The organism is Corynebacterium sp. HMSC14H10, assembly GCF_001807105.1.
GTDB lineage: Bacteria > Actinomycetota > Actinomycetes > Mycobacteriales > Mycobacteriaceae > Corynebacterium > Corynebacterium jeikeium_D.
The window spans coordinates 123,382-143,080 of record NZ_KV787410.1 but is presented as its reverse complement, the minus strand read 5'-3'; the positions used below and the strand labels follow the sequence as shown (position 1 = coordinate 143,080).

Here is a 19,699-nt window from a genome sequence, read left to right as displayed (position 1 = left end):
CCCCATCGGCGAATCGCGGCTGGCGGCCAGCAGTTGCACCGACTGCCGACCGCCACCTGGTGCGCTAGTACATGTAAATCTTCGCGTTGTTGCCGCCGGTGCACACGACAACGTCGTCTTGCGTGCTGCAGCTGAGGTCGTAGGTCTTCCCGGTCGCGGGACTCTTGGCCTTGATGTTTGGCTGCAGGTGGTCGCGGATATTGTCCTCCGAGGCGTTAAGCCCCTCGGTCTGCTGGTTGAATACGGCCTTCGCAAAGTCGCAGCTGGTGTTTGGCCCCGCCGCGATGAGGTTGAGGCCGTACCCATCGCCGTAGATGCAGGTGGTTGCCTGTTCGCCGGCCGCCATGAAGGTAGATCCCGGCGAGGGGTTGTTGTAGATCTCAGCGGTCATATCCTGACGAAGCCGGCTCCCGTCGCCGTTGTCATCGCTCTCGCTTGACGACGTCGACGTGCCACCAGTCTCCGCCGTCGTTGTGTCGCCTCCCTGGTCCGGTGCGGAACCGGTTGGGTTAGGCGTGTTGCCCGGACCCTTGTCAGATACGCCATCCTCGGTCTGAGTAACGGTGGTGGTTTCAACCGGAGTAGCAGATTCGGGCGCTGCTTCGGTTTCCTGTGTTGAGCAGGCGGTGAAAGCTAATGCGGTGGTGGCGAGGATACCGGCCACAAGGGCTCGGTGTGAGGTTGCTTTTCGAGTGGTGGAACCTGGGCGAGTCGTAGCGTGCGTGTGGACTGGTGTGCGGCGCGAAGTGTTCATAGGCGCCAGGCTAGTTGCTGTGCGGGCAGTTTTCATTACAAAATAAATAACAATTGGGCAAGTGGATGGCTGTTTATCTCGCGATATCGGCTGTTTATCGCTGCTTATTGGCGTAGCCAACCGTTGGATTCCACTCCCAAACTTTCTGGCAGGCAGGCCATCCTGGTTTATAGTCCACGCGGGGACGGCGCTTTTGTACCCATCGGATTGCCTGCTCGATCTCGTCGAGGACGCTGTCGAGATTCCAATTGATGCATGAGTCCGTGAACCGCAGGACTATCCAGCCGTGCAGCGTGCCGGAGTTGGTCTTCCAGCGATCTGTGATGAACGAGTCCTCGTTGGCGTGGTACTTCTCTGAGTCAACTTCGATGGCTATTTTCCACTGGTCAAGCAGGATGTCGAAGCAGTAGGGGCCGAGGAGTTGGTTCATTCGTATGCGGTACCCACGCTTGATTAGTGGGCGGGCCAGCTTGCGTTCGAGTTCGCTGCATGAGCCAATCGGCGTGGTGGCGATGGTTTCACGCAGCCAGGCGGGAACTTTCCGCATCCGGCTGAGGTCGTGGTTGAGTCGCTTCTCGCCGCCCCGGCCGGCGTAGTGTGTTTCCAGGATTCTGCGTGCGAAGTCTTTTGAAGCTCGTGCTGCCCAGAGTGCTTCGACAACTGGTATGCCATCGATTCTGGTGCAGGCCGGCAGGCGGCTGTGCCTAATGGAGAAGGTCTCGGCCTGAACTGATCCCGCGCCCTCTGCCTGGATAGGAAGTGTCAGGGGAAGTCTCAAGTGGATTTGAGCTGCGCTTTTACCGCTTAGCGCAATGCTTTTGTAATGCCCCGTGATTGCTCGGGCGACTGAGGCGGGAGAGTGGTCGTCAATGTAGAGGCCCCGTACCAATTTAGTTAGCCTGCCTTGTTGTAGGAGGGCTCTGGTCTTTTTCTCTCCGATGCCGAGTGCACGCAACTCGGCCGTGGTGAAACTTCCCATGGTCGGGACTCTAAGCTTTTTCGGCCCAGGGACTTCGCTGCGAGAGAGGCTCCACGTCCAATCTGTGGACAACTTTCAGGGTGTGGATAACCCAGGCCTCCCGCAGCCTTGCAGCCTCGCAGCCTCGCAGCCGCAGCCGCGGACCATCGATAAGACGGCTTGCGCTTCACCAGGAGTCAGTCCATGCGCACTAAGAGCCAGCTGGTGAAGCGGAACCCGCCTTTGCTGGCCTGGCAGCGACTTTATGCCAGCCTTGTCCAAATCTGTACCGATTTTAATGTTGGTCCGGAACTCGACAGCCGCTCCTAGGCTCTGGACCCTAGCCCTGGACAGCCCAAAGCCCCAGGAAGTAACGTAACCAGCCGCTTTCAAGACAGCCTTCGCTACGCTGGGAACTATGGCATTTGCAGCAGAGCAACCCGTCCTCGCACACTCGGAGTTCCGGCCCGTCGGTGAAGTCGAGCGCGCTGAGGGAAACTTCGAGGTCATCAGCGAGTTCGAGCCCTCGGGCGACCAGCCGCAGGCAATCGCGGAACTGTCGGAGCGCCTAGATAGAGGCGAGCGCGAGGTAGTCCTGATGGGTGCCACGGGCACCGGTAAGTCAGCCACCGCAGCGTGGTTGATCGAAAAGGTGCAGCGGCCAACCCTCGTCATGGCACCGAACAAGACGCTTGCGGCCCAGCTGGTCAATGAGCTCCGCAGCCTGCTGCCAAACAACGCGGTCGAGTACTTCGTTTCGTACTACGACTACTACCAACCCGAGGCCTACATCGCGCAGACCGATACCTATATTGAAAAGGATTCCTCCATCAACGAGGACGTGGAGCGCCTGCGCCACTCGGCTACTTCAGCGCTGCTGTCGCGTCGCGACGTAGTCGTCGTCAGCTCTGTTTCTTGCATCTATGGCCTGGGTACCCCGCAGTCATACCTCGACCGTTCGGTGTGGCTGAAGGAGGGCGAGGAAGTCGACCGCGACCAGTTCCTGCGCCTTTTGGTGGACATTCAGTACGCCCGCAATGACATTGCCTTTACCCGCGGCACCTTCCGAGTAAAAGGTGACGTGGTCGACATCATCCCGGCCTACGAAGAAAAGGCCGTGCGGGTGGAGTTCTTCGGCGACGAGATTGATTCGCTGTACTACCTCAATCCAGTCACGGGCGACGTCATCGACCAAGTCCCTGAGCTGCGCATCTTCCCAGCTACGCACTACGTCGCAGGCCCGGAGCGGATGGAACGGGCCGTCGCGGACATCAAGGCCGAACTCGCCGAACGCCTGGCGGATCTGGAAAACCGGGGCAAGTTGCTGGAAGCACAGCGTCTGCGCATGCGCACGGAGTACGACCTCGAAATGATTGAACAGGTCGGCTTCTGCTCCGGCATTGAGAACTACTCGCGCCACATCGATGGTCGCGCGCCGGGCTCGGCCCCCGCGACGCTCATTGACTATTTCCCGGAGGACTTCCTCACCATCATCGATGAGTCGCACGTCACCGTGCCGCAGATTGGCGGCATGTTCGAGGGCGATGCCTCCCGTAAGCGCAACCTCGTCGACTTCGGTTTCCGCCTCCCATCGGCGCTGGATAACCGCCCGCTGACGTTCGACGAATTCGATGCCAGAGTGGGCCAGGTCGTGTTCATGTCCGCAACGCCGGGTGACTATGAGCTCGAAAAGACCGGTGGCGAGTATGTGGAGCAGGTTATTCGTCCGACTGGGCTGGTGGACCCCAAGATCGTCGTTAAGCCTACTGAGGGGCAGATCGATGATTTGATCGGCGAGATCCGAAAGCGCACCGAGCGTGACGAGCGCGTTCTCGTCACAACCCTGACGAAGAAGATGGCGGAGGATCTGACCGACTACCTGCTCGAAAATGGCGTGCAGGTGCGGTACATGCATTCGGATGTGGATACGCTCAAACGCGTTGAGCTGCTGCGGCAGTTGCGTCTCGGCGAGTACGACGTGCTGGTCGGTATTAACCTGCTGCGCGAGGGGCTGGACTTGCCCGAGGTTTCGCTGGTGGCAATCCTCGACGCCGACAAGGAGGGGTTCCTGCGTTCGGAGCGCTCGTTGATTCAGACGATTGGTCGTGCCGCGCGAAACGTCTCCGGCGAGGTGCACATGTACGCCGACAAGATCACCGATTCCATGCGGTTCGCCATCGACGAGACGGAGCGCCGCCGCGAAAAGCAGATTGCTTACAACACTGAGCATGGCATCGATCCGCAGCCGCTGCGCAAGAAGATCGCGGACATTCTGGATCAGGTCTACGACAACGCTGACACCGATTACGAAGGCAAGACCGGTGCGGCCGCTGATGCGCTGCTCTCGCGTGCCGACGGCTCGGGCGCGGCCGATGGTGCTAGCGGTAAGCAGATGCCGAGGGCGGAGCTCGAGGCGCTTATCGCGGACCTGTCGGAGCAGATGGCCGCGGCTGCGCGAGAGTTGAAGTTCGAGCTCGCGGGGCGCTTGCGCGATGAGATTTTCGACCTCAAGAAGGAACTTAAGGGGATGATTGAGGCCGGTGTCGAGTAGTTTTTTGCTACTGTTGTGGGAAGTAAAACAGTGTATTCGCGAAAGTGGCTCTGGCCAGTGGGTTCGGGGCAACGACGGCGTTACGCACGATGAACTGTTTTAATGCAACTTCCACAGTGAGGGATAGTTTTCATGAGTGATTACAAGACCATTGTTGTCGGCACGGATGGTTCTAAGTCGTCGCTGCTCGCAGTAGAGCGCGCTGCCTCGATTGCCGCGGCTTTCGATGCCACCCTGGTTATCGGCTGCGCTTACTACGAGACTGCAGAGGATGCGTCCAAGACCCTGCGCCAGGATTCGGTTCAGGTCCTCGGTGATGACCCGGCTCAGAAGAACCTGGCTGCTGCTAAGGAGGCCGCAGAGGCCGTCGGCGCTACCAAGGTTGAGACCGAGGTTCGTTCCGGCTCCCCGGTTGAGGCTCTGATGTCTCTGGTCACTGACCGTCGCGCTGACCTGCTGGTGGTTGGCAACCGCGGTATTAACTCGCTGACTGGTCGTCTGCTGGGCTCCGTGCCGGCTGATGTTGCTCGTCAGTCGGACTGTGACGTCATGATTGTTCACACTGTGAGCTAACAAAACGGTGAGCTAGTAAGACCGTCAGCTAACAATTTAGCTTTCGTTTTAAACCGGCATCTCTTAGTTGAGGTGCCGGTTTTTCTATTGTCGGCCGGTGATAACCCCTTCTTCAACTACAAAAGGCCAGCTAATTCCGTTTCTGGTTAAGACCTGGTTGCGAAGGGATTCAGGAAGAACTTCGGTACGGCTGCCATAGCCCATGAGGTACTCGTCAAAAGCGGGCAGTCGAAGCGTCAGTGAAAGCGCGGCTTCAAGCTCGGCCTCAGCTACGTTCTGCTGCCATGCCGGCATGAAGTACTCATTTTGTGCGAGTCCTTCGCCGGTGAATTCTGTGTCAGTTGGCGTGTGCGGAGAGGCAGAGGAATCGAGGGAGAAAGGAGCTATTAAGTGGTCGATAAGCTTAAAGGCCTTTTTCGCTTGAGTTTTCGTCAGCCCCAGCCACCACGCGAAGTCAGCTACACAGATAGGTCCGCGGGAATTAACATAGCGCCAGGCAATGTCGGCCAGCGTGGATTCAGCTGAGTGTTCTGTGCTGGAGCCCTCCGTGGTATTTGCTGAGAGGCCGCCTTTGAAAGTTACGTCGGCAAGCAGGACGAAGGTATCTTCGGATCCTTTTCGTGGCCCTTGGACGACAGCGCCTTCGCCGCCGAATGTGCGCAGTAGGTGAGGACCTCTTTGTTCCGTGGGGTCTATTCCATGATCTGCGAAAACCTCATAGGCTTCAGTCCGAGTCAGCGGGTCGGACAGGCCACGTGAGCGCAATTCGGAATGAAATGCTGCCCTTGCGGTCTGCACATCATCTTGAGAAAGCCCGAGTGTCGTACGACGTCTTGCTGCTGCCTTTTCGATGCGCGGATTCGTCAACCTCATAATTGCTCCCGCGTCTTGCGCTGAAACAAAGTGCAGGGTGCCTCGTTGAGACCAACAGCGAACGATGTCGTAAGAAGAAATGGCTGCTAAAACATCGTCGGTGGTGCTGCCACTGCGTAGGGCGATGGCATTAACACCGTTCGAATAATTCTGCCCTTGTAGAGCGACCATGCCATGCGTTGCTGATAATGCAGGCGAGTTGAGGTTTGTATTCCAATCGCTGCGTGCTTGACTTGCAGCTAACCCCTGGGCAATGAGACGGCGTGCGCGAAGTTCAGCTAGCTGAGGTAGATAGTTTTGGGACATAATGTCTCACTCATTCTGTACGGCACTATCCTCGTCATTCTAACCATTGCAGCTCCGGCAAAACGCCCGACTGCTGAGGCGCCACAACAATTAGCCCCTGGGTCGCACGAGTCAGTGCAACGTACAGGTCCTGTAGCCCCTGTGGGGATTGCGCCACAATCTGGTCGGGCGCAACGACGATGACCTCGTCGAATTCCAGGCCTTTTGAGGTCGTGATGTCGTAGACCGCGCAGTTGGTGAGTTTGCTGGGGCGAGTAGCAGGTGCGTCATCGGCGGCACTAGCCCCGCCAGCACCATCAGGGTCACCATCTCCATCAGCTCCACCACCGAGAAAATCCCGCACCTCCGCGCGCGTGGCTTCGAGCAACTCGGCGGGCGCGATTACAGCGACCAGGCGGTCCGGCTGCGCAACCTGCTCCACATGCGTCAGAGCCTCCGCGACGGTGTGGGCCTGAACAGGCTTGCGGCCGGTCGCGCGGATCGACTGCGGCGCCTCCAGCTCCGGGTCAATCTCAGCCAGGACGCTGGCGGCAACCTCCATCACCTCAGCTGGGGTGCGGTAGTTGACGGTTAGCTCGTGGAGATGCCACCTCGATCCGATGATGGGTTCCAGCACATCGTCCCAGGTCGCGGCACCTGCGGGGGAGCCCGTCTGAGCCACATCACCGACGAGAGTCATCCAGCCGTTGGGGCTGCGGCGGCGCAGCATTCGCCAGGCCATCGCGGAGAGTTCCTGAGCCTCGTCGACGATGACATGGCCGTAGGCCCACAGACGATCCGCCGCCGCCCGCTCGGCGGTGGATCGCAGGTCGCGCTCACGGTGGCGTTCGGCCAGTGCCTCGGCATCGATGACGTCATACGCTGACAAAATCTCGGCCTCGAAGCCGTCGTCAAGATCCTGGGATGCAGAACTGGACAGGGTATCCAACGCGCCCTGCGCCTCCTCGACGCGGGCCTGCCAATCCTCTTCATCGGCCTCCGATTCACCAACCGGGCCGAGGAGTTCCGCCAGCTCGTCGAGAAGCGGGGCGTCGGAAGGCATCCAGTCGGTGCCTTCCGGCCGGTAGAGAGCCTCGCGCGTCAGCTCGTCGTAATCGCTGGCGGCGTAGTCGATGGCCTCGCGAGAGCTCAGCAGTTCCGACAGCACCCGCTCGGGCGTAAGCGCAGGCCACAGCTCGTCGAGGATGTCGGCGACTGCTCCCGATTCGTCAATTTCGTCACGTAAGTCGGCAACGTCGGTCACGGACAGCAGGTTCTCGCCGCCCAGCGGGTCGGCGCCGATGACCTCGGCCATCTGCGCGGCCAGGAGCTCCACCACGTGATCGCGGAAAATCGGCCGGGCCAGATTGTGGGGTTTCCGAGTCCGCCGCGCACGCGTGCGTGCAGTTTTCACCATGTCAGGTGTGATCGTCAGGGTGATGTTGTCGTTCCGGACTTCAAGAGGTTCCGCGGGGAGCTCCTGGTAGGCCCGCACGGCTTCGCGCAGGATAGTGAGCATCTCAATCGAGCCCTTAACTTCCTGCGCAACCAGGGGTTCGGGGTTGTGTCCGTCGATAAGCGCGTTGGAACCGCGCACGCCGGGGTAGAGATCGGCAATGGTGGTCAGTACCACGCCCGTTTCGCCGAGGCTCGGCAGCACGCGCGAGATGTAGTCGAGGAAGGTTGTGTTCGGGCCGATGATGAGGACACCGGTTTTCGCCAGTTGATCGCGGTAGGTATAGAGAAGCCATGCGACGCGATGCAGCGCCACTGCCGTCTTGCCTGTGCCGGGACCGCCCTGGACGACCAGGGTGCCGCGGGTGGAGTCGCGGATGATGAGGTCCTGCTCGCGCTGAATGGTCTCCACAATGCCGCGCATATGGCCGGTGCGCGCTTGATTCATGACCTCCCGCAGGACCGATTCGCCACCGACGCCCGCTTCAACTTCGGTCTCGTGTGCGCTGTCGGCTTCCTCGCCGGAGAGCCATTCGTCGTCAATGCTGCGGACCTTCCGGCCGTGAGTGCGCAGGTGTCGGCGCAGACTGACTCCCTCGGGATGCGCGGTCGTGGCCAGGTAAAACGGGCGCGCACCGTCGGCACGCCAATCCATGATGACCGTGCGGTAGTCGTCGTTTTCATCGGACAGGCCGATTCGCCCGATGTATCGCTTATCGACGGTCGCCCCCGGCCCTTCCTCTGCCAAAGGATTGTCGGGGTCTGTGTCATCGATATCGATTCGACCAAAGACCAGGCCAATCTCGGCTGAGCGGTAGCGGTCCAGATTAGCCTGTAGTCGGTGGTATTCCACCTCGCGTTCAACGCGGGCTTGCGGGTCTGGGTCGTCGATGAGCATGACCTGGCGCAGGTACTCTTGGTCGCGCTCGCGTGCCCGGTCGAGGAAGCTGAACGCACGATCGACGTAGGCCTGTTCGGCAGCGAGGGTACTCTCTTCTTCTCGCTGTGGTGCTGAACTTGCCTGGTCCGGCAGACCTGCCTGGCCAGTGCGGCCAATGCGGCCTGTCTGGTCCTGCCCGGGCTCGGATGCGCGCGACGCCAACCTGGTCTCCTCAACGAATCGCAAAATTAGTGCTAACTGATGTGCTGAATGAATATAAAAATATGAAAACGCTCCCGCACGCGTAGTGGCGTGGGGAGCGTTTAAGTATACCGCTTTAACTGCGGCAGCAAACTTACTGCAGGCGCTTCTGCGCCTTCTTTGCGGACTTCTTGGCCTCCTTGGAAGCCTTGGCTGCGCGCTTGCGCAGTTCCTTGCGCTGCTTGCGAGTGTCCTTCTTGAGATCCTTGCCCAGGTCCTCGGCATAGTCGCGCGCGTCCTCAGCGAGCTCGGTGGCCTTGGCAATCCAGTCGTCCTTGTTGTCCTCGACGTAGCTCTTAGCGGTGTCGAAGGCGTCGGTGAGCTGCTCGCGCCAGCCGTCCTTGTTGTCCTCGACGTATTCACGAGCGCCATCGGTGGCCTCAGAAGCGCGGTCGCGGAGCAGGCCGGCCTTTTCGCGGACGTTCTCGCCGGCGGAAGCGAAGGCTGCGCTGATTTCCTCAGTGCGCTGCTCGGTTTCAGACTTGGTCGGCAGGGCAGCCTGAACCTTCTTGTTCAGCTGCTTGCCTGCCTTCTCAGCGCGCCAAGCGACACCCGGCTTGCCGTCGGTGTCAGCAGTAGCCAGGAAGAGGCCGCCCAGCAAACCGATGTCGGTCAGGAAACCAGTGCGGCGAGCCGCCTTCTCCTTCGAATCCTGGGTTTCCCAGAATGCGTGGCGAGCGAGCATCGTCGGAACTTGTGCAGCGACCAGAGCGGTGGCGGACAGGCGTGGGGCCTTACCCAGAGCGTAGAGGGAACCCGCAGCAACCTTGGTGCCAGCGACGACCTGGACAACCAGCTTCTCGCTATTTGGCACGTACTTGTTGTACTGGTTCGGGGTTACGGAGCGGACGCGGGCAATCAGGTCGCGTGCGCCCTCTTCATGATCCTTCTGGTTCATCAGCGTGTCGACACCGTCGGCAACGAAAACCGAGGCCAGCATTGGTCGGGCAAACTTGCGAATCATCTAAATTCCATCTCCTTTGTCGTCCAGGTGAAACCGTGTTTTTGGCCATCTGGTCGCTGTAATTCACTATTAATCCTACGCAGCCCGGCCTATTTATGTCGCGGGAATGACAAGTTTTTCAGAAGCTGCGGCACCATCCAGCACTACCGACCACGCTCATCCAGCGCTACCAACCACGCTGGCGCCAGTTCTCGACCTCGGGGCTCTCGACACCAACTGTGGTGTCTTTGCCGTGGCCGGGGTGAATCACCGAGTCGGCGGGGTAGACGCGGAAGACACGGCTCTCGACATCGTCGATAAGCTGCGTGAAATCCTCGGGCGAGTACGTTTTGCCGACACCGCCTGGGAAGATGCTGTCACCGACGAAGAGGTGGTGTGACGGGGTGTCGTCGGAAAGCGCGCCGGCTTCCTTGGCGGACAGGTCGAGGCAGAGGCCGCCCTTGGTGTGTCCGCGAAGGATGAACGTGGGCAGCGTGATGTCCTCGCCGAACGTGATGGTCTCGCCGCCGTCGAGCTGCTGGTCGGCGGGCTCGGGAATGTCGGCAGCGTCGAGGCTGGACGTGATGTGGCGGGCCGGGAATGACTGCAGGAGCTCGCCGAGCGCCTGAACGTGATCGCCGTGGGAGTGCGTGGTGACAATCGTGCGGACCTGCGCGCCGACGTGCTCAACCAGGCGGATTAGATGGTCGGCGTCGGTGGCGGCGTCGATAAGTAGGGAATTGTCGGGCTCGCGGGAGTCGACCAAAAGGTAGACGTTGTTGTCCATCGATCCGACGGAGGTCTTATAAATAGTGACATTGCCGTAGTCAATGCGCTCAACGCCGCGCGTTCTCGGCGAGTTGGAGTAAGGGCTGATTGTAATGTCGTCGTTCATGCGCCCCAGGGTAATGAGGTGTCTGTCGGCGCGCTAGGAGCGCAACGTAACCACGAGTCTCTGAACACATGTGCGAAAAATTGGTTATGGACTGTAGACTAGTCGGCAGTGAATCGTCGACGAATTGAGGTTTCCCACTGTGGCTGAACGTCTAGTGGTCAGAGGCGCCCGCGAGCATAACCTGCAGGGTGTTGACATCGATTTGCCCAGAGACAAGATGGTGGTTTTCACAGGTCTGTCGGGGTCGGGTAAATCGTCACTGGCATTTGACACAATTTTCGCCGAGGGCCAGCGCCGTTACGTGGAGTCGCTGAGCTCCTATGCGCGCATGTTCCTGGGGCAGATGGAAAAGCCCGATGTAGAGATGATTGAGGGGCTCTCGCCGGCGGTGTCGATCGACCAGAAGTCGACGAACCGCAACCCGCGCTCGACCGTCGGAACCATCACTGAAGTGTATGACTACCTGCGTCTTCTCTACGCGCGCACCGGTACTCCGCACTGTCCGACCTGTGGGGAAGTAATCTCCTCACAGACTCCACAGCAGATCGTCGATCAGGTCATGGAAATGCCGGAGGGCACCAAATTCCAGGTCCTCGCACCCGTCGTGCGCACGCGCAAGGGTGAATTCGTCGACCTGTTTGAACGCCTCGCATCCGAGGGCTACGCGCGTGTCATCGTCGATGGTGAAATGCACCGTCTAACGGATCCGCCGAAGCTGAAGAAGCAGGTCAAGCATGACATTGACGTGGTCATTGACCGTCTCCAGGTGAAGGAGTCGCAGCAGCGCAGGCTCACCGATTCCGTCGAAACGGCGCTTCTGCTTGCCGACGGCGTCGTGGTCATCGACGCCGTCGGGCTAGAGGCGGACGACCCGCGTCGAACCCAGCGGTTCTCGGAGAAGATGGCCTGCCCGAATGGGCACCGTATTGCTATCGATGAGTTGGAGCCACGGTCGTTTTCCTTTAACTCGCCGTATGGTGCGTGCCCGGAGTGTGACGGTATCGGTACCAAGCTGGAGGTGGACACGGACCTGGTGATTCCAGATCCGTCGCTGCCGACGATTGAGGCGATTGCGCCGTGGCGGCAGACGCTGAACAAGAAGTACTTTGAAAAGCTGGTTGAAGGCCTCGCCACCGAGATGAGCTTCGACCCGACCACGCCTTTCGAAGACCTCACAGCGCCGCAGCGCAAGGCCCTGCTGCATGGTTCCAGCCACAAGGTCACGGTGCGTTACCGCAATCGCTACGGCCGTACTCGCCAGTACACCGCACCTTTCGAAGGCGTGATGCCGTACCTGCACCGCAAGCTGTCACAGGCGGAGAGCGACTCTCAGAAGGAGCGTTTCCAGGGGTACATGCGTGAGGTGCCGTGCCCGGCATGTAGCGGTACTCGTTTGCGTCCGGAGATTCTTTCGGTGACGTTGGATTCGGCGGAGTTCGGGCAGAAGAATATTGCCGAGCTGACAGAGCTATCGGTTCACGATGGCTCGGCATTCCTGAATTCGCTGACTCTGGGCAAGCGCGAGGAAATGATTGCCGGGCGTGTTCTGCGTGAGGTGCAGGCTCGTCTGAAATTCCTGCTTGACGTTGGCCTGGATTATCTGTCCCTGTCTCGTTCGGCAGGCACGCTGTCCGGTGGTGAAGCGCAGCGAATTCGTCTGGCCACACAGATTGGTTCGGGGCTCGCTGGCGTGCTCTACGTCTTGGATGAGCCCTCGATTGGTCTTCACCAGCGTGATAACAACCGTCTAATCAAGACTCTGAAAAACCTGCGCGACCTGGGCAATACCCTGATTGTGGTCGAGCATGATGAGGACACGATTCGCGAGGCCGATTGGCTGGTCGACATTGGGCCAAAGGCCGGTGAATACGGTGGACAAATCGTCTACCAGGGTGAACCGTCTGGCATCGTTGACTGCGAGGAATCACTGACAGGTGCGTATCTCTCGGGTCGTCGGGTATTGGCGGTGCCGGAGAACCGTCGTGCGATTGATAAGTCGCGCATGGTGACGGTCAAGGGCGCTCGCGAAAACAACCTGAAGAAGATTGACGTGAAGTTCCCCCTCGGCGTGTTGACCTGCGTTACGGGTGTTTCCGGGTCCGGCAAGTCCACCTTGGTCAACGAAATCCTGGCCAAGGTGATGAGCAACGAGCTCAACGGTGCTCGTCAGGTGCCGGGTCGACACAGCCGCGTGGAGGGGTTGGATCAGCTGGACAAGCTGGTGCAAGTTGATCAGTCGCCGATTGGTCGCACCCCGCGTTCCAACCCAGCGACGTACACCGGTGTGTTCGACAAGATCCGCAACCTCTTCGCCGAGACGCAAGAGGCCAAGGTTCGTGGCTATAAGCCCGGTCGATTCAGCTTCAACGTCAAGGGCGGCCGCTGTGAGGCGTGTAAGGGCGACGGCACCATCAAGATTGAGATGAACTTCCTGCCGGACGTCTATGTGCCTTGCGAGGTTTGCCACGGCGCGCGCTACAACCGCGAAACGCTGGAGGTTCGTTACAAGGGCAAGACCATCGCTGAGGTTCTGGACATGCCCATCTCCGAGGCAGCGGAGTTCTTCGAGCCGATTCAGTCGATTGCGCGTTATCTCAATACGCTTGTCGACGTCGGCCTGGGCTATGTCCGTCTCGGGCAGGCGGCAACCACGCTCTCGGGTGGTGAGGCTCAGCGCGTGAAGTTGGCCAGTGAGCTGCAGAAGCGCTCCAATGGCCGGACGGTCTACATCTTGGATGAGCCGACCACGGGGCTGCATTTTGAGGACATCCGCAAGCTCATGTTGGTGTTGCAGGGCCTGGTGGACAAGGGCAACACCGTCATTGTCATTGAGCACAATTTGGATGTCATCAAGTCTGCGGATTGGATCATCGACATGGGGCCGGAAGGCGGCTCCGGCGGTGGCACCGTGGTTGTAGAGGGCACGCCGGAGGATGTCGCGAACTGTTCCGGCTCCCACACCGGGCAGTACCTGAAGCCGCTGCTTAAGTAGCTTAGGTAGTCGGCTCGTTTCCGTCGGAAATTCCAGGACCGTCGGTGCGGGTGATGCCTTCCATTCTGTCAGCAGCGGGGTCGGCATCTGCTGCGCCGCTCGCACCGGCAGCGTCAGTATCGCTGGCGGTGCCGTCACAGTCCGGTGCCGCCGGCTCCTCGGCACTCTTCTGCTTCGCCCCGGAGACCGCCATGGCCAGCAGAATCAGACCACAGCCGAGGAACGCCAAGGCGCGGATAACGCCATCGAGCGTTGCCATGTCGTAGAAGATCAGCTTGACGATAGACAGCGCCGCAATCGTCAAACCCGCTGCCAGTCGCGCCGGAATGTGGTGGAACCTCTTCGATAGCACCAGCATGCCGGCAATCGTGGCCCAGAAAATACTCAGCAACATGTGTGCGGCGTTGAAGCTCACGCCAATAGTCGTGAGCAGCACGATAAATGGCATACCCAGTGCAGCCAGGCCAATCAGTGCAAAAGCTGGCGGTAGCTGCGACCTCGCTGCCGTCACGGCCAGGCCGACATCGGCGCACAGCAGGAACAACAGCGAAAGCGTTTCTGCCCACGTTGCCGAGTAATCAGCTGCGGCACCGGCATTCAACGCTGCGGGCAGGATGTAGAGGTGTACTACCGTTGCGCCGAGCAGCCAGGTCAGTGCCGCAATCTTTGTATATGGTGCCACGGCATCCTGGGTTGGTTCAGGAGCCTGTAGTCGTGCGCCAATCGCGCCGTGCTTCGGTGCTGTGGCCAGCGCCCAGACAAAGAGCGCGGCACCGATGGAGATTGGGATGAGACCCCAAGTGTGGGTTCCAGTATCGGCTCCTGAGCTCCTTTCCGGGCCTGCCACCGCGAGCGCTAGCCAGGGCAGAATTGCCGTGGCCAAGGCCATTGGGGCGAGATAGCGGAAGATGGCACGGTTCCAAAGGAATACTGCAGCAATTGCGATGAACAGCACGAATCCGCCGTAGAACAGCAGCCAGAGGCTGGAGGCGGACTGTGTGGCGTTGACCATTGGGACTGCAGCTACAACCGGAGTCGAGAAGGCAACTACTGACGTGATGGTGACCAGATCGTCTTCCCAGGTGCTGGTTTCCGAAGGCTCGTCGTCAAGCTCGGGAGTGAGTTGGCGAGCCATCGCCAGCGGGCCGAACTGGGCAAACACGAAAAGGGCAATGGTGAGTGCGGCGATTGCGGGCATCACCAGTGCATTGTTGGTCGTGATTACGCCGATGAGAACGTTTGCGCCGAGCAGGAATGCGACTACGTACTTCCGGAAGGGGACGTTCAGGAGGCAGACGATAGCGGCGATGACCATCAGTTGAAGGGTGATTTGCGCGAGCGAGGAGCTCCGCGGGCGGGCGTGGAAGTCGAGGCCGATCGTCGCCCACAGCATTAATCCGGTGTTGATTGTGATTGTCCACGCCGCGGTTGCACTCGACTTCGTCCACCGCGCGCCGTATAGACCGACTGCAGCGAAAGGCAACATGATGACCAGCGTCGCCGCCACCGGAATCCAGTCGAGGAGGTAGGACATCGACATCGTTGTCAGGTGCGCAGCGGCTAGTGATGTCGCAATCAACGCCGTCACGCCAGCAGGCGGTGCTTGACGACGGTGCGCTCGCACAGCTGCGACCGCGAGCACGGCGGCCAACAAGTAAGCCAGGACCACACGACCGGCCGGTCCGATCAGGCCGGATTGGATTGCAACCGCGACGAAGAACGCGATACCGGCAGCGGTAATGAGACCACCGAAGATGGCAATAATCTTGATGATCGCCTTCTCGTTGCGCCACCAGGGTTCGCGGGGCTCGCGAGGTTCACGCGGTGCCTCCGGCAGCTTCGGCGGCGGGGCCGAGCCGGTTGGGGAAGACTGTGGCGAGGGGGAAGACTGCGGCAAGGGAGAAGACTGCGGCGACTTCGAATCCCGCCGCCACTGGTGGGCAGAGGGGAAGCCGAACATCGGCTGCGCAGTTGCGCCGCTCTGTGGCAGGGGAGCTGGTTGATTCCGCCAGTCCGCTTGTGTTGGCGGTGGCTGCGGATTGTGTTGAGGTGCCCCTTGGGGTGCAACATGGGGCGGCGCTTGAGGTGTCCGCTCAGGCGCCGATTTAGGTACCGCTTTAGGTACCGACGCAAACTCCGTTCCCGTAGTTTGAGGCGCGCTCGGTGCAGTCGGCGCTTGCCCGCTTGCCTGCGAAAGGCGCACCTGCCAGGTACGGGTGAGCTGAGCCAGTCGAAGCGAGCTGGCCTCCAAATCTGCCAGAGCATGGGAAAGCTCTGAGACGGAGTCGCCGGTCAGGACAAAATCGCCGGTCGGAGGCTTGTCGTATCGGGCGGAGTGCTGATTAGGATTGGTGTTCTCGGCTTTAGGGCCAAAGCCGTTGGAGCCAGTATTCATGGTGACGACTTTAATCGTGTTTGGCCTAAAAACTATGGAGAGAATCTACCAATCTGATTACAATTCGGATTGCAATTTTTTTGACGCTTGGTATCGCGTCGGGTGCCGATGGTGAATAACCCGGAGTGAGAGCCGGTTTTGGTATGCGAGAACAGCTGTGTTAACATCTCGTCTACGACCGCCAGAATGCGATGCTTGCTGCCTTCGGGGAGCATTTAGTTGCATTCGGCAGCGAAGAGGATTTAAGTCCCACCCTAGGTGCGCCAAAGAATTACGGTAGCGCCGGGGTCCACCCTAATCGGTGATGTCACATCGCACGATTGGAAGGCGTCCTTATACAGTGTGTAGTAATCCGCTGTAGACGCGTGGCTTTTCTTCCTTTCCCGCTTGCTATCGCGGTTTGAAACGAAGATTGTTCAGGTTCAACCTAGGAGGCCACATCAGCGCTGAAGCTCGTATTAACGAGGATATTCGAGTACCGGAAGTCCGCCTTGTAGGACCGAATGGTGAGCAGGTGGGCGTTGTCCGCACCGGTGACGCACTCAAGCTCGCTTACGAAGCAGACCTTGACCTGGTTGAGGTTGCTCCGCGAGCAAAGCCGCCGGTCGCCAAGATTATGGACTACGGCAAGTTCAAGTACGAACAAGCCCAGAAGGCACGCGAGGCTCGAAAGAACCAGCAGCAGACTGTGGTCAAGGAGCAGAAGTTCCGTCCGAAGATTGATGACCACGACTACGAAACCAAGAAGAACAACGTTGTTCGTTTCTTGGAGAAGGGTTCGAAGGTCAAGGTCACGATTATGTTCCGTGGCCGTGAACAGTCTCGTCCAGAACTGGGATTCCGCCTGTTGGAGCGTCTGGCCGCCGATGTCGAAGAGTACGGCACCGTCGAGTCTCGCCCGAAGCAGGACGGTCGCAACATGACTATGGTCCTGGGGCCGGTTCGGAATAAGGGTAAGAAGTAACCGACCTGACCAGAAATGGTTGTAAACGAGATTTTTGCGCCACGAGCGTCAAAGATCGGTAGGGGAGAGTTTTAACATGAAGCAGAAGACCCACAAGGGCACCGCAAAGCGCATCAAGGTTACCGGTTCCGGCAAGCTGCGCCGCGAGCAGGCTAATCGCCGCCACCTCCTGGAGGGCAAGCCGTCCACTCGTACCCGTCGCCTGAAGGGCACCACGGACGTTGCTAAGTCGGACGTCAAGCGCGTCAAGCGTCTGCTGGGCAAGGCTTAGTTTTTCAAGCCTCGTCCCAGGGCAATCGCCCTCTTAATTTCACTAGTTCTTAAAGACAACGAAAAGGAAGTATCACCGTGGCACGTGTGAAGCGGTCTGTTAACGCTAAGAAGAAGCGTCGCGAAGTTCTCGATTCCGCAAAGGGCTACCGTGGTCAGCGCTCCCGCCTGTACCGCAAGGCCAAGGAGCAGATGCTCCACTCCAAGACCTACGAGTTCCGCGATCGCCGCCACCGTAAGGGTCAGTTCCGTCGTCTGTGGATTCAGCGTATCAACGCTGCTGCCCGCGCTAACGACATCACCTACAACCGCTTCGTCCAGGGCCTGAACCTGGCTGGCGTTGAGGTTGACCGTAAGAACCTGGCTGAGATGGCTGTCAACGACCCACAGGCATTCGCTGCTCTGGTCAAGGTCGCTAAGGATGCTCTGCCGGAGGACGTCAACGCTCCTGCTGCTAAGTAAAGCAGCTACGAGGTAACTCGTACGTAGCGTCGGCAAGCGCCTGCGACCGGCAGTGCGCCTGCCAACATCTTTGAAAAACCACCGTCGATTGGGTTAACGAATAACCTCGACGGTGGTTTTTCGTATCCGCACTGGCCTGCTGGCGGTTATGAATCCCGAGCCGCATCACTAGGATTAATCACTATGAACTCTGCGCTGTACTTCAACGACGAGCCGTTTACTCCTCGCACCCCGCGAGTCTCGGCGGCTATTCAGCTCCACCGTGCGGCCAAGCGGAAGAAGGCCGGGCGCTTCCTCATCGAGGGCTTCAATTCCGTCGATGCGGCTATCCGCGCAGAGGCTGTCGTAGAAATTTTCGTCACCGCTGCCGCCGCCGAGCAGTTCCGCGAGCTGCTCACGGGGTATCTCGAATCGGGGACGCAGCGTAAGTCTGTTTCGCTTATCGACGCCGCCGCCGCCCGCTCTTTAAGTGAAACTGTCACCACCACCGGACTCTTCGCTGTCTGCGACACAGGTGCGGTGTCCATTTCGTTGGAAGAGGCCATTGAGGTTGGAAAGCAGTCCGGCTGTCTGGTGATTCCGGTGGAGTGCAATGACCCGGGTAATGTCGGCACGATTGTGCGTATGACTGATGCTCTCGGAGCTGGTGCGGTTATCCTTGCTGGCGATTCGGTTGACCCGTTGAATTCTAAGGCCGTGCGTTCGTCGGCAGGTTCTGTTTTTCATACCCCTGTCGCACGCGAGCGCGATATTGATGTCGTTATGGAGAAAGTCAGGGAAGCGGGCTTTACCACCCTCGCCACGGCGATGGATGGCGCTCTCACGCTCGGCGTTGATGCGCTTCCCGACGGTCCCGTCGCCTGGCTTTTCGGCAACGAAGCCCATGGCCTGTCGGAGGAGATTACGGCCTCGGCGGGGGCAAGTGTGTCCATCCCGATTAAGGGCGAGGCAGAGTCGTTGAACCTCGCCACCGCAGCGGCCATGTGCCTGTGGGAGACGGTTCGGGGTAAGTAGGAAACCTCGATGGTGAGGTGCATGCACGTGTGCAGTTATCCTCGACTATGATTGTTCCATCACAAGAACTGATAGTCCTATATAGAAGTGGTTGACACGTGAGCGATTCGCCAAATCCTATCGATCTTTCCGAGGAAGCCCTCCAGGCGGCTGCGCAGAAGGCCACGGGTGCCTTTGATGCTGCCGGCAACCTGGATGAGCTTTCTGCCGCCCGCCGTGAGCACTTGGGGGATGAAGGCTACATTCCGCAGGCTCGCCGCGCGCTGGGCTCCATTCCGAAGGCTGAGCGCAAGGATGCTGGTCGTCGCGTAAATGTTGTTCGCGGAGCCGTCGAAAAGCACTATGCTGAGCGTCTTGCAGTGCTGGAGGAAGAGGAAAACGCGCGTCGCCTGGTCGCGGAGCGTATCGACGTGTCGGTGGACACCACGCAGAGTCAGCGTGGCGGTATGCACCCAATTACCATCCTGTCCGAGCAGATTGGTGACATCTTCGTGGGCATGGGCTGGGAAATCGCCGAGGGCCCAGAGGTCGAAGCCGAGTACTTCAACTTTGACGCGCTGAACTTCCTGCCGGATCACCCGGCTCGTACTCTGCAGGATACTTTCCACATTGCGCCGGAAGGATCCAAGCAGGTGCTGCGTACGCACACCTCGCCGGTCCAGGTTCGCACTCTGCAGTCACGTGACCTGCCGATTTACGTTATCTGCCCGGGCCGTACCTTCCGCACCGATGAGCTCGACGCCACCCACACCCCGGTCTTCCACCAGGTGGAGGGACTCGCTGTGGACAAGGGGCTGACCATGGGGCACCTGCGCGGCACGCTGGATCACATGGCAAAGGCGCTGTTCGGTCCGGAGACCAAGACCCGCATGCGCACCAACTACTTCCCGTTCACTGAGCCGTCCGCTGAGGTTGACGTCTGGTTCCCGAATAAGAAGGGCGGCGCAGGCTGGATCGAGTGGGGTGGCTGCGGCATGGTCAACCCGAACGTGCTGCGTGCCTCCGGTATTGACCCGGAGGTGTACTCGGGCTTCGCGTTCGGCATGGGCCTGGAGCGCACCCTGCAGTTCCGCAACGGCCTGACCGACATGCGCGACATGGTCGAAGGCGACGTCCGCTTCACGCAGCCGTTCGGTATCCGCGGCTAATTCACTGACCTACAGATAGGAGTTTT

The 19,699-nt window shown here is 59.6% G+C and carries 15 protein-coding genes; 8 read left to right on the top strand and 7 right to left on the bottom strand.

Annotated features, from left to right (window positions below; all coding sequences use genetic code 11):
- Positions 1 to 64: 64 nt before the first annotated feature.
- Both HMPREF3135_RS01975 and HMPREF3135_RS01970 read right to left on the bottom strand, forming a co-directional pair.
- Positions 65 to 754, bottom strand: coding sequence for a hypothetical protein (locus HMPREF3135_RS01975; protein WP_246818293.1), 690 nt, complete (start codon positions 752 to 754; stop codon positions 65 to 67).
- Between the two features lie 94 nt (positions 755 to 848).
- A complete protein-coding gene (locus HMPREF3135_RS01970) occupies positions 849 to 1,733 on the bottom strand; it encodes a type IV toxin-antitoxin system AbiEi family antitoxin domain-containing protein (protein ID WP_070437638.1) in 885 nt (294 codons plus the stop codon).
- A gap of 397 nt (positions 1,734 to 2,130) precedes the next feature.
- Between HMPREF3135_RS01970 and uvrB the strand changes: the two genes are divergently transcribed.
- A complete protein-coding gene (uvrB, locus tag HMPREF3135_RS01965) occupies positions 2,131 to 4,263 on the top strand; it encodes an excinuclease ABC subunit UvrB (protein WP_070437635.1) in 2,133 nt (710 codons plus the stop codon).
- Positions 4,264 to 4,395: 132 nt separating this feature from the next.
- A complete protein-coding gene (locus HMPREF3135_RS01960) occupies positions 4,396 to 4,836 on the top strand; it encodes a universal stress protein (RefSeq protein ID WP_005511992.1) in 441 nt (146 codons plus the stop codon).
- 84 nt (positions 4,837 to 4,920) lie between these two features.
- On the opposite strand, the gene HMPREF3135_RS01955 is transcribed toward HMPREF3135_RS01960, so the two are convergent.
- The 4 genes from HMPREF3135_RS01955 to HMPREF3135_RS01940 form a co-directional block, all read right to left on the bottom strand.
- A complete protein-coding gene (locus tag HMPREF3135_RS01955; protein WP_065421639.1) occupies positions 4,921 to 6,015 on the bottom strand; it encodes a DNA glycosylase AlkZ-like family protein in 1,095 nt (364 codons plus the stop codon).
- A gap of 34 nt (positions 6,016 to 6,049) precedes the next feature.
- Positions 6,050 to 8,551, bottom strand: coding sequence for a HelD family protein (locus tag HMPREF3135_RS01950; protein WP_070437632.1), 2,502 nt, complete (start codon positions 8,549 to 8,551; stop codon positions 6,050 to 6,052).
- A gap of 133 nt (positions 8,552 to 8,684) precedes the next feature.
- The gene (locus HMPREF3135_RS01945) at positions 8,685 to 9,554 is read right to left on the bottom strand and encodes a DoxX family protein (RefSeq protein WP_016422909.1); all 870 of its coding nucleotides are present in this window, start codon (positions 9,552 to 9,554) and stop codon (positions 8,685 to 8,687) included.
- A 166-nt stretch (positions 9,555 to 9,720) separates the two neighbouring features.
- Positions 9,721 to 10,428 (bottom strand): MBL fold metallo-hydrolase, encoded by a 708-nt coding sequence (locus tag HMPREF3135_RS01940; protein ID WP_070437629.1) that lies wholly within the window; start codon positions 10,426 to 10,428, stop codon positions 9,721 to 9,723.
- Between the two features lie 139 nt (positions 10,429 to 10,567).
- Here HMPREF3135_RS01940 and uvrA point away from each other — a divergent pair, with 139 nt between their 5' ends.
- Positions 10,568 to 13,420 (top strand): excinuclease ABC subunit UvrA, encoded by a 2,853-nt coding sequence (uvrA, locus tag HMPREF3135_RS01935; RefSeq protein WP_070437626.1) that lies wholly within the window; start codon positions 10,568 to 10,570, stop codon positions 13,418 to 13,420.
- A 1-nt stretch (position 13,421) separates the two neighbouring features.
- Here the strand turns inward: uvrA and HMPREF3135_RS01930 are convergent, their stop codons facing one another.
- Positions 13,422 to 15,815, bottom strand: a complete 2,394-nt coding sequence (locus HMPREF3135_RS01930; RefSeq protein ID WP_070437623.1) for a DUF2339 domain-containing protein — start codon at positions 15,813 to 15,815, stop codon at positions 13,422 to 13,424.
- Between the two features lie 412 nt (positions 15,816 to 16,227).
- Between HMPREF3135_RS01930 and infC the strand changes: the two genes are divergently transcribed.
- From infC to pheS, 5 genes are all read left to right on the top strand, one after another.
- Positions 16,228 to 16,779: a translation initiation factor IF-3 gene (gene infC, locus HMPREF3135_RS01925; protein ID WP_005511730.1), complete on the top strand. Its 552-nt coding sequence runs from the start codon at positions 16,228 to 16,230 to the stop codon at positions 16,777 to 16,779.
- 76 nt (positions 16,780 to 16,855) lie between these two features.
- The gene (gene rpmI, locus HMPREF3135_RS01920; RefSeq protein WP_005511726.1) at positions 16,856 to 17,050 is read left to right on the top strand and encodes a 50S ribosomal protein L35; all 195 of its coding nucleotides are present in this window, start codon (positions 16,856 to 16,858) and stop codon (positions 17,048 to 17,050) included.
- Positions 17,051 to 17,127: 77 nt separating this feature from the next.
- Entirely contained in the window at positions 17,128 to 17,511 is a 384-nt protein-coding gene (gene rplT, locus HMPREF3135_RS01915; RefSeq protein ID WP_016422904.1) for a 50S ribosomal protein L20, read from the top strand.
- A gap of 183 nt (positions 17,512 to 17,694) precedes the next feature.
- Positions 17,695 to 18,525 (top strand): TrmH family RNA methyltransferase, encoded by an 831-nt coding sequence (locus tag HMPREF3135_RS01910; RefSeq protein ID WP_016422903.1) that lies wholly within the window; start codon positions 17,695 to 17,697, stop codon positions 18,523 to 18,525.
- Positions 18,526 to 18,623: 98 nt separating this feature from the next.
- Positions 18,624 to 19,673 (top strand): phenylalanine--tRNA ligase subunit alpha, encoded by a 1,050-nt coding sequence (pheS, locus tag HMPREF3135_RS01905; RefSeq protein WP_049170371.1) that lies wholly within the window; start codon positions 18,624 to 18,626, stop codon positions 19,671 to 19,673.
- The last annotated feature ends 26 nt before the right edge of the window (positions 19,674 to 19,699 follow it).